The sequence below is a fragment of the Kordia sp. genome, from assembly GCF_045105435.1.
Lineage (GTDB): Bacteria > Bacteroidota > Bacteroidia > Flavobacteriales > Flavobacteriaceae > Kordia.
On sequence record NZ_JBGCDL010000034.1, the window covers coordinates 1 to 9,798 of the forward strand.

The window sequence follows — 9,798 nt, forward strand, 5'->3', positions numbered from 1 at the left end:
CCGTCATAACGACCTGCAATTACTAAGGTTTTTGCTTTTACGTTTTTTAATTCTTTTCTGTAATCTTGATTGATCATACTTCCCGACACATCAAAATCTCCATCTTTTCCAATGATAGCAACATATACATCATTTGCCCAATTTCGGTGTTTTTGTTTTGGCGAATTTTGCTTGATTTTTGTGTTGTGATAGTATATGTATTTGGTTGGAAAGCTTCCGTAGACTTTCATAAATTCTGGATCGCTTGAAACATAACCCAACGCACGTAACGAGTCTACTTTTTTCCATTTTTCTGGAAAGTGCGTTTTTGCATAACGATTGTAACTATCGCAGTTTGCCTGCCACATAGCGCCACTATGAAAACCATTGATCAACACCATTTTATTTACATTGTCTTTGTATTTTATGGCGTACGCTTGCGCGGGAACGGTTCCGTACGAATGTCCTACTAACGAGATTTTTTTGAATTTTAAGAGTTTTCGGAGTTTTTCAATGAGTGCTACGTCATTTTCTACAGAGTATTCAGATGGGTTTTTAGCATCGTCACTTTTTCCTCTTCCCAAGAAATCAAAAAAGACAACGGTATTTGTTTTGTAATACTGTCCAAAATTTCCTTGCATGTAATCGTGAGAGTTTCCAGGTCCGCCAGGTAAAAAGAAGATTGGATCACCTGAACCTTTGACTTCTACATTGATTTTATACCCATCAATGGTATAGAATTTTGATTCGAATTTATCAAAAATATCGGCTTGTTGTTGCGCAAAAATGGTAGAAGAAATAGTGAGTAAAAGTATGCACAGAAAGCGTAATTGTAGTCTCATAACTTGTGATTTCTTGTAAATTATAGCTATTTGACGCAAAAAGAAAAATTACGTTACAGGAAAGAAGATATTAGATGCTAACTGGAGTATTACGTTTTGAAAAATACGGTATAAAAAAAAGCCTTGAATATTCAAGACTTTTACATTGTTATTGATTTTTTTAGTATCCGTTTGAGTCACAATTGTCGTGTGTTAAATCTGGATCTCCAGGATCACTTAAATGTTTTGTTTCTCCATTTACAGAATCAGTAGGAACACTTGATCCTCCTTTAATATTGTGCATATCTAATAAGTTTATTTTTGAAATGACTACTTTTCTTAGACTGATTTTTCTCGATTGTTTTTTCATAATGCAATTTTAGTGTTAATGATTTGAATGTATCTAAATCCTTGATTAATGTAAAAATTAAGATGTTTTTTACATTAAAAAATTATATTGGAACTACCCTGTAATTTTTTAATAAGAATGACTTGGACAATTTTCGAAACGAGTTTTATCATCAATTTCTGTTGGAGTATCTCCATCAGTAGGAACACTTGATCCTCCTTTAATATTGTGCATGTCTAATAAGTTTATTTTTGAAATGACTACTTTTTTTAAACTGATTTTTCTCGATTGTTTTTTCATACTATAAATTATTTTAATGTTAATGAGTCCAAGATATATCGAGATTTTAAATTAATGAAAACATTATGCCCTAATTCAACGAAAATAGGGAATCTATTTGGAGTCAGAAGTCTCCATTTTATTGAGTTGTTTGATATAATAGGATGGATTTAGTGTTGTTTTCTTTTTAAAGTGTTTTACAAACGAATCTGCACTCTTATATCCAATTTCTGCAGCAATTGCTTTGATAGAAAACATCCTAAATTTGTCATCATTTTTTAGTTTTTGCAATACATATTCAATTCGTAAATCATTGATGTAGTCATTGAAATTTTTCTCCTTGTATTTATTAATGATTTGTGACAAGTACGTACTATTTGTTTTTATTTTCTTTGCTACAGCACGCAAATTGCAGGTAGATTTTAAGAAGTATTCTTGCGCTTCTAGTTTATCTAATCGTGAAAGTATGTCTTTTACAATATCATCTGCTAAACGAATGTTTTTAGTGGTGCTTTTTGATTTTTTTGAAGTGATGCTTTTTTTATCAGCTTCTAGTGTGGAAATTTTTTCAATAAGTGCCGTAAACGTCTTTTTGTTTGCCTTTTGTTTTTTTATGAACACAAATACGATCAGAAGAAACGCTATTCCAATAAATAGAATTCCCCATAACATATAGTTTATGGTTTGTTTTTGTTCTTTTTCTTGATGTTGTAATGCTTCTATTTGAGAAAAAAGAGTGTTACTGTCTTCTTCATGAAATTTATTTACCGCAGCATCTTTACGATTTTGAGCAGCATCTTTTAACCCTACTACTTTTTTTAGTAGCAACGCAGCTTCTTTGTAGTTTTCTTTTTGCTCATAACAATCCGCCAGAAAATGATACGTTTTTATGACATTATTTTTTTCTAGATCGTCTTCTTTTATAATGGCTATTGAATTCCTTAATTCTTGAATGGCTTCATCATATTTCCCTTGATCGTAAAAACAACTTGCAATGGCATAATTAGTGTTTATGGTAGGAAAAAAAGGGCTTGCTACCTTCCCCTTTTTTAGAATGTCTTTGCATTTATTTAAACACAGAAAAGCTTCATCCCATTTTTTCTTGTGGCGATAATACTTTCCTTTTTTTATATATAAATCGACAAGAACTGTGTGATGGTTTAATTTTTCTGCTATTTGGATTCCTGCTTCCACATGCGTTAGCATGGTTTCATAATCTCCTTTAGCCATAAAAGCATCGCAGATAGTTGTGAGAACTCTTACATGATTTTCTTTATTTTTGAAGGAAGCTTTGTCTATTAATGTTAATGCATACTTAGAAAAATCAACCGCTTTATCTTTTTTATTTATCAAAGGCAAGAATGCAATTAGCCCAGAATACGCCACTAATTCTTGATCGACATTTCCTTTACTTTTTGCAAGTTTTAGCGCATTGTAATAGGCTTTAATAGCTTTTTCATTCTTCCAACTGTATAAGTATGATGTTCCAAGTCTCATATACGATTTAAACAATAAGCTATCGTGTTCAATTTCTTTTGCGATCGTTATCGCATCTAAAAAATAGTTGATGCTTTTTCGGAAATCTTCTTTCTTTTGTAAATCGCTACCAAGATGAATATACCGTTGTACAGTTTCTTTTTTAGTTTCTGCTGTATGTTGCGTCTGTTGTGAAAATGAGTTATATCCTGCTAAAAAGAACATAATTCCCAAGAGAATAATTCGCGCTTTTTGTGTATTCATATATCAAATGGAAATAAAAAATTTAATATTTAGCACAAAATAACTATATTAATTTTATTACTATCAATCGTATAGAATTTTGATTTGAATTTAACGGCTCCACGAGACTTGTATATAAAAAAAGAGTTGAAGTAAACACTCCAACTCTTTTTTCCAACAGATAAAAAGTAGTAACTCAAAATCTGTTTATATTAATTAACCACATACTATGGCTCCTGTAGCGCAAAAAAGATCTGTTGGTGGCTCACCATTTCTACATTCAGTAACTGTATTGAATATGCTTCCTCCAGTTACTTTTGCAGCGTGAAATTTAGAGATTACTTCTTTGTTTACCTGTAATTTTTTTAATGATTTTTTCATCGTTTTATGTTTTAAGAATAGTGCCTACTCTACTAAAGGTTTTCGGCTTCCCCGTACTTGAAATTGGTAACAATTGTTTTTTGATTTCGAATACGAATGTCAGCCATTAAATCGTTAAAAAAAAGGAACATACCACGACTTTAAACAAAATAGGGCGAAAGTATATTTTGGAGTTTTTAAACTGCTATGAAACATCATTATTTCTTAAAAAGAAGACTTTTTTAAGGAATTAAGAATAGACTCATCGATATCCTATTTTATACAAAAAACAACAATACATAACTGTAATACAAATACTTACACATTAAAACAAAAAAAGTGATTTTTATTTTTGTAGCTGATTTTATTCAAAAAAGTAGAAACCGTCATCACACACTATTTTGAATAAATTAGGGTTTGCTTTTTTAGCTTTTTAGATTCTTTTTTGGATTAGAACAAAAACTTTTTGAAATAGTGCTTATGAGATTAGAAAACATAAAAAAATCCGCACTAAGGCGGATTTTTCTATAATTAAAATATATTTATTTTTCTTCTGAATCTTCCGAAGTAGTTGCTTCTATTTCGGTAACATCTTTACCTTTTAAATATTCTGGTAAGTCCATTCCTGCCATGTTAAACATTTCCTGTAACGGTGGAACCGCTTTGTACATACCAGAGATAAAGTTAGACGTAGATGTTTTTCCATCTTTTCCGCCGCCGCCATTTTCCCAAACGGTTACTTTATCTATTTTAATATTTTTAATCGCTTCTGCTTGTGTTTTCACCAGTTCTGGTAACTTATCAGCAATTAATAATAATACGGCATCTCTTGAACTGTCGCCAGCTGCTTTTACAATTTCTTCTAAACCAGCGGCTTGTTTTGTTAATACTTCGTATTGTCCTTGTGCTTCTGCTTGTGCTTTAAATAAGATTGCATCTGCTTCTCCTTTTGCTTTTCTACGAATACGTTCTGCTTCTGCTTCTGCGTCAATTTCTACTTTTCGTTTGTCAATTTCGGCAGGTACAATAATATCGGCTTGTTGCGATGAACGTTCTCTTTCTGCTCTAGCAACTTCTGCTTCACGTTCTGCTGCATACGATTCTTCTAAGGCTTTTGCTGATTGTACTTTTTCAGATGCAATTGCCACACGTTCCGCTTCTGCTTCACGTTGTCTACGTAACGAATCAGAGTTTGCAACTTCAATTTTCGCGGTATTTTCTCCATCAACTGCTTTTGCATTTGCGGCAGCTACTTGTGTACGTTCATCTTGTAATGCGTTTGCTTCACCAATAGAACCATCTCTGTTTTTCTCTGCAACCGATTTACGAGCCGCATTAATTGCGTGTGCTGCAGCTTCTTTACCAAGTGCTTCAATATATCCTGATTCATCAACGATATCCGTAATGTTTACGTTGATCAGTTTTAAACCTACTTTCTTTAATTCTGATTCGACACTTTGCGAAATATTTGTTAGGAATTTATCTCTATCGGAGTTAATTTCTTCAATATCCATGGAAGCAACTACCAAACGTAATTGTCCGAAGATAATTTCCTGCGCCAATTCTTGAATTTCATTTTGACCTAATCCAAGTAAACGTTCGGCTGCATTTTGCATAACACCTGGTTCTGTTGAGATACCAATGGTGAATCGAGAAGGTACATTGACACGAATATTTTGCTTACTTAAAGCGTTGACTAGGTTTACTTCTATTGAAATTGGTGTTAGGTCTAAAAATTCGTAATCCTGTATAACTGGTAGTATAAATGCTGCACCACCATGAATACATTTGGCAGATTCGCCACCACCAACTTTTCCGTATACTACTAAAATTCTGTCCGACGGACAACGTTTGTATCTACGAATAAATACCGTGATTAATAAAAAGATAAAGAGTCCTACAGCGACTAAAGTGATTAGCCCAGACATCTCTCCAATAGGATTGCCGTCGCTGCTACTACTTTGCGTCTGCAATAAGAGGAGTGCGTTTGTCATAATTTTATTTATTTATTGGTTGAACGATTAATATTCCGGTTCCTGTAATTTCTGTTACTTCTATTACAGTTCCTGTTTTGAGTGTTTCGTCACTATCTGCAAGTGCATCCAATTCGCGCAAAGCACCTTGAATATTGACATGAACTTTCCCTATTTTGGAACGATTGGCACCTATGGTTAAGTATACTTCTCCCACATTTCCAATAGCGTTTTCAAGCTTGAGTGTTCCGCTACTTACTAATTTGTTAATGTAATATATGAGTGTTGCCATGACAACCATCATTGCCAATCCTGCTAGTGATGATATTAAAATAGTCACACCTTTTCCGTAGCCTGCATTGATACTTGAAATTCCTGCCCAACTGAATATGGTGAAAAATGCGACTAAGTTTTTGAACGTGAAGAATTGAAAACCAATTCCTGTATCGCTTTCTATATCGGCATCTACATCGCCATCAACGCCATCTGCATCACCTATTAAGAATGTAGTGATTAATACAAATACGAAAATCGTTGATGATATTGCAGCGATGACCCAATACGATTGTTCAAAAGTTGTTAATGCTGAAAACCAATCTCCCATAGCATACGGTTTTAATGTGTTATTTTATTGTTTGTTGAATTTTAGTCTTTGGTTAGCAATACTGAAACAGCGTTTCCTCCAAATCCGACCGCATTGACTAAAATTTTGTTTAGTTGTTTCGGTTCTTTTTGCTTTTCAAGATACGGAATTGATATGAATTGTTGTTGCTGTATCATAAGAATTGCTAATTCTACACTTAACATTCCTGAAGCTCCAAAAGTGTGACCTATTTTCCACTTATTCGTAGTAAGATTTGGCATTTTGTTACAAAATATTTTTTTTATTGCTTGATATTCTGCCAAATCACCTTTTATGGTTCCTGGCGCGTGCAACACAATTGCATCTACTTCTTCGGGTGCATGTCCTTGCAAAGCCATGCGCATCGATTTTTGAAAACAGATACCTTCTACCGAAATGGATGTGTTGTGTTTTAAGATTTCTGTAGCATAGCCAATTCCTCTAATTTTTGCCAACGCGTTTGACTTTTCACCTTTTTCTATACAGATTGATGCGGCACCTTCACCCAAAATCATGGTGTTTCCCCTCTTTTTTAAATCTAACGAGAGACACGGAAAATTGGTTTCTTTTTTAGAGTATATATGTAAAGCTTGCATTTGCGCAATGGTAAATGGTGTTAGTGGTGCTTCACTTCCACCGACTAGAAACTTTTCTGCCATTCCCGATTGCAACCAAGCAACTCCGTTTAACAACGCATGCAACGCTGTAGAACAGGTAATGGAATGTGATATTTGCGGTCCTGTAGTTTGCAAATCGTGCGCTACCCAAGACGAAATATTACCCAATGTTGTCGTTGGTGAACTTAACGTCTGCGCATGTTGGTTTTCAAGAAAATCTTGATGGTATTTTTCAAATAATGCTGTCGCTCCTCTTGATGAACCAATATTGATTCCGAAGTTATTTTCATCATTCCAATTAGCGTTTTTAATAGCAATTCGCGAAGCTAAAATCGCATACAACACGCTGTTATCAAGATTTTTATATTTGGAATTGGAATTTTTCAACGCCATTACAACAGCTTCTGATGTTGCAGAAAGTGGCGCTGTACATATACTTTTTTGTTGAATTGTTTCTTGCTGAAAACAATGAAAGTTGTTGGTGTAGTTTTTCCAAATTTCAGCTTGTGTATTTCCTAGTGGAGATACCGAACCCAAGCCTGTTATAGAAATACAATCATGCATCATATCGACATATATTGAGAGTGCTAATATCGTAAGAAATGTGATGATTTACTAACATTTATAAGTGAGTTTGTAATTCCTTTTGATTGTTACAAAATGTTTCCTAGTTCGTCTTATTTTTTACTGTATTTTTATTCTTTACAACTACCATTTATGAACTTTCATTCGCTATTATTACTACCATTTATCTGTTTATTTCCGTTTTTTTCGCTCGCAAATAATCAAGATTCACTCGCTATTTTTAAAGAGAAGAAACTTTCTGAACAACATCTATTTATTAAGGAACGACTAAATTCTGCGAAAGATATACAACTTTATATTACTGTTTTTTCAAATAACGCAACAGCACAGAAAGATACACTTCATATTGCCAAATCGTATTATTTTAAATATCGATTTTTTAGAAAAGTAAAAGTGTATGCAAAAGCACATACTGCTATTGACAAAGCTATTTTATTGGCAAAACATAGCAAGAAAGATTCATTATTAGGTTCATTTTTTCATGCAAAAGGCGCTACTTTTTTTATTCAATCGAACTATAAAGATGCGTTAGCTTATTATTTGAAAGCGTATGATGTGATGCGAATTAAAGGTTCGGTTGCGAATAGATTGGCACTCGAATTTGATATTGCAACTATTAAGTTAAGAGTCCGAAAAACTGAAGAAGCTTTGGCGGAGTTTGACAAAATTATACATTCATACGATTCGCTACTTACGGCAAAATCCAATTCGCGCTTTTTACGAATTCGTTTTATTAAAATACTTAATAATACTGCCAAATCGTACACCAAAGAAGCCATGTACGAGAAGGCAATTGCGCTGTATACTAAAAGTCTTTTATTGAACGAAACGACCAATTATCTTTCTGGAAAATGCATCGCTATTGGCGGAAAAGGAAATGTATATACTTTTGAAAAGAAGTATGAAAAAGCACTTGAAAAACTAAATAATGCACTTGAAATTTCGACTGTAAATTCCGAATTGCATCTGATTACTCCTTTTTTATTGCTTGATAAAGGAAAGTGTTTGTTTGGACAAAAAAAGTATGCGGAAGCTTTGAAAGTTTTCGCGGAAACAGACAGCATTATACAAGCAAAACAATTGAATTTTCTCGATTTAGATGAAACCTATCGGTTTTTTGCAAAAACGCATGTACAATTAGGAAACCATGAGAAAGCGACCGCAATTTATGATCAGTATATAGAACGTAAAAATTTGAACGCGGACAAACGTTTTGAGTTGTATCAAACAATTTTTAAGGGTTATGATTTAAAGAATGTGGAACATCGTGCAGAAGAAGCTACAAAAGCATCTAACTTGTTTAAAAGTTATTTTTCAAAAGCTATTTTAGTGATTACTGTACTTGTAATTGCTACGATTATTTTCTTTTTGTACGATCGTAATAGGCAAAAGAAAAAGTTTGCAAAGTTTCATGCATTGATAGCGGAGTTGAAAGCAAAAGAAGTAAATGTTACTGAAATACAGCCAAAAGGATATGTGTTGTCTGATGAAAAAGCGACTAAAATATTGCATAATTTGGAAACTTTGGAAGCGAAGTTATTTTTCCTCGACAAGAAATACAATCTCTCTACTTTAGCAAAAAAATGCAATACAAATTCGAGTTATTTATCCAAAGTCATCAATCAATATAAAGAAAAAACTTTTTCGGAATATATGATTGATATGCGCATTACGTATGTGTTGAATGCGCTGAAAAATGATAAAAAATTACGTTCATATACCATTCAATCTATTGCAGAAGAAATTGGTTTTAAGAAATCAGAATCATTTGCCAAAGCTTTTAAAAAGCGAACAGGCTTCAATCCTTCTTACTACATTAAAAGCCTTGAAAAGCTTTAATTTACTGACTTTATTTGTAATCTATTTTTATAAAAATCGATTCCTACTATTGGGATCGCAACTAATAATTAGGTTTCTTCGTTGAGAAATTAATTTAAAAAATTTTATATGAAAAGTATACAGAACACAAAACTTAACTTGAAAAAAGTAACAATTTCTACGCATAGCATTTATGGTGCTAGCGATTCTTCTTATAGTAACAATTCAAATGACAATCCTACAGACGAAACACTTTCAAGTGCTTTTGATGAACCTACAGAAAATCCTATTAATCCGTTGTTTGTAAGTCTAGATGCAGCTATTTGTGCTTAAAACACTTTGGAATAGTAAAAGTTAACATTAAAAACAAACCGATATAAAAGAGGCTGTCTTAAAAGTCGCAATTTCGTCAAACCGAACTTGATTCGGTTTCTCATAATAGTTGATAATCAGCTTTGTGAGATTCTGGATCAAGTCCAGAATGACGGCTTTTAGAACTTTTCAGACAGCCTCTTTGTTTTTTGTAAAGCTGCTCAATACGGAATTATTGACAAAAACACCAGCTTTGTCTTCCTCCATATCTTGATGGTGCAGCACAGTTACAGACAATGCCTATAAAAGTTACTGATGCTGTTTCGCCATCATTACCACCATTCAATTCTTGTTGTTGTAAGTT

10 protein-coding genes are annotated in these 9,798 nt (G+C 33.2%); 2 read left to right on the forward strand and 8 right to left on the reverse strand.

Going from position 1 to position 9,798, the window contains the following annotated elements; translation table 11 throughout:
- From AB8B65_RS01435 to AB8B65_RS01470, 8 genes are all read right to left on the reverse strand, one after another.
- The coding region (locus tag AB8B65_RS01435) for an alpha/beta fold hydrolase (protein WP_405299011.1) at window positions 1-821 on the reverse strand (821 nt) is incomplete at its 3' end.
- A 160-nt stretch (window positions 822-981) separates the two neighbouring features.
- Window positions 982-1,170 carry a class I lanthipeptide gene (locus AB8B65_RS01440; RefSeq protein ID WP_405299012.1) on the reverse strand — a complete coding sequence of 63 codons (189 nt, stop codon included), beginning with the start codon at window positions 1,168-1,170 and terminating at the stop codon, window positions 982-984.
- Window positions 1,171-1,278: 108 nt separating this feature from the next.
- A complete protein-coding gene (locus AB8B65_RS01445) occupies window positions 1,279-1,449 on the reverse strand; it encodes a hypothetical protein (RefSeq protein ID WP_405299013.1) in 171 nt (56 codons plus the stop codon).
- A 93-nt stretch (window positions 1,450-1,542) separates the two neighbouring features.
- Window positions 1,543-3,168 (reverse strand): tetratricopeptide repeat protein, encoded by a 1,626-nt coding sequence (locus AB8B65_RS01450; RefSeq protein WP_405299014.1) that lies wholly within the window; start codon window positions 3,166-3,168, stop codon window positions 1,543-1,545.
- 195 nt (window positions 3,169-3,363) lie between these two features.
- Window positions 3,364-3,528, reverse strand: a complete 165-nt coding sequence (locus tag AB8B65_RS01455) for a hypothetical protein (protein WP_405299015.1) — start codon at window positions 3,526-3,528, stop codon at window positions 3,364-3,366.
- A gap of 521 nt (window positions 3,529-4,049) precedes the next feature.
- On the reverse strand, window positions 4,050-5,435 hold the full coding sequence (locus AB8B65_RS01460; RefSeq protein WP_405299020.1) for a flotillin family protein: 1,386 nt from the start codon (window positions 5,433-5,435) through the stop codon (window positions 4,050-4,052).
- A 70-nt stretch (window positions 5,436-5,505) separates the two neighbouring features.
- A complete protein-coding gene (locus tag AB8B65_RS01465; protein ID WP_405299016.1) occupies window positions 5,506-6,084 on the reverse strand; it encodes a hypothetical protein in 579 nt (192 codons plus the stop codon).
- Window positions 6,085-6,125: 41 nt separating this feature from the next.
- Complete coding sequence (locus AB8B65_RS01470) at window positions 6,126-7,286, reverse strand: beta-ketoacyl synthase N-terminal-like domain-containing protein (protein WP_405299017.1); 1,161 nt, start codon at window positions 7,284-7,286, stop codon at window positions 6,126-6,128.
- 150 nt (window positions 7,287-7,436) lie between these two features.
- Here AB8B65_RS01470 and AB8B65_RS01475 point away from each other — a divergent pair, with 150 nt between their 5' ends.
- The gene (locus AB8B65_RS01475) at window positions 7,437-9,143 is read left to right on the forward strand and encodes a helix-turn-helix domain-containing protein (RefSeq protein ID WP_405299018.1); all 1,707 of its coding nucleotides are present in this window, start codon (window positions 7,437-7,439) and stop codon (window positions 9,141-9,143) included.
- A gap of 108 nt (window positions 9,144-9,251) precedes the next feature.
- Entirely contained in the window at window positions 9,252-9,455 is a 204-nt protein-coding gene (locus AB8B65_RS01480) for a hypothetical protein (RefSeq protein ID WP_405299019.1), read from the forward strand.
- Window positions 9,456-9,798 lie beyond the last annotated feature (343 nt).

Bases quoted from the DNA above. Each gene is read 5' to 3' on its own strand.
- AB8B65_RS01440 (WP_405299012.1), bottom strand. From the start codon at position 1,170: ATGAAAAAACAATCGAGAAAAATCAGTCTAAGAAAAGTAGTCATTTCA.
- AB8B65_RS01445 (WP_405299013.1), bottom strand. From the start codon at position 1,449: ATGAAAAAACAATCGAGAAAAATCAGTTTAAAAAAAGTAGTCATTTCA.
- AB8B65_RS01450 (WP_405299014.1), bottom strand. From the start codon at position 3,168: ATGAATACACAAAAAGCGCGAATTATTCTCTTGGGAATTATGTTCTTT.
- AB8B65_RS01455 (WP_405299015.1), bottom strand. From the start codon at position 3,528: ATGAAAAAATCATTAAAAAAATTACAGGTAAACAAAGAAGTAATCTCT.
- AB8B65_RS01460 (WP_405299020.1), bottom strand. From the start codon at position 5,435: ATGTCTGGGCTAATCACTTTAGTCGCTGTAGGACTCTTTATCTTTTTA.
- AB8B65_RS01465 (WP_405299016.1), bottom strand. From the start codon at position 6,084: ATGGGAGATTGGTTTTCAGCATTAACAACTTTTGAACAATCGTATTGG.
- AB8B65_RS01470 (WP_405299017.1), bottom strand. From the start codon at position 7,286: ATGATGCATGATTGTATTTCTATAACAGGCTTGGGTTCGGTATCTCCA.
- AB8B65_RS01475 (WP_405299018.1), top strand. From the start codon at position 7,437: ATGAACTTTCATTCGCTATTATTACTACCATTTATCTGTTTATTTCCG.
- AB8B65_RS01480 (WP_405299019.1), top strand. From the start codon at position 9,252: ATGAAAAGTATACAGAACACAAAACTTAACTTGAAAAAAGTAACAATT.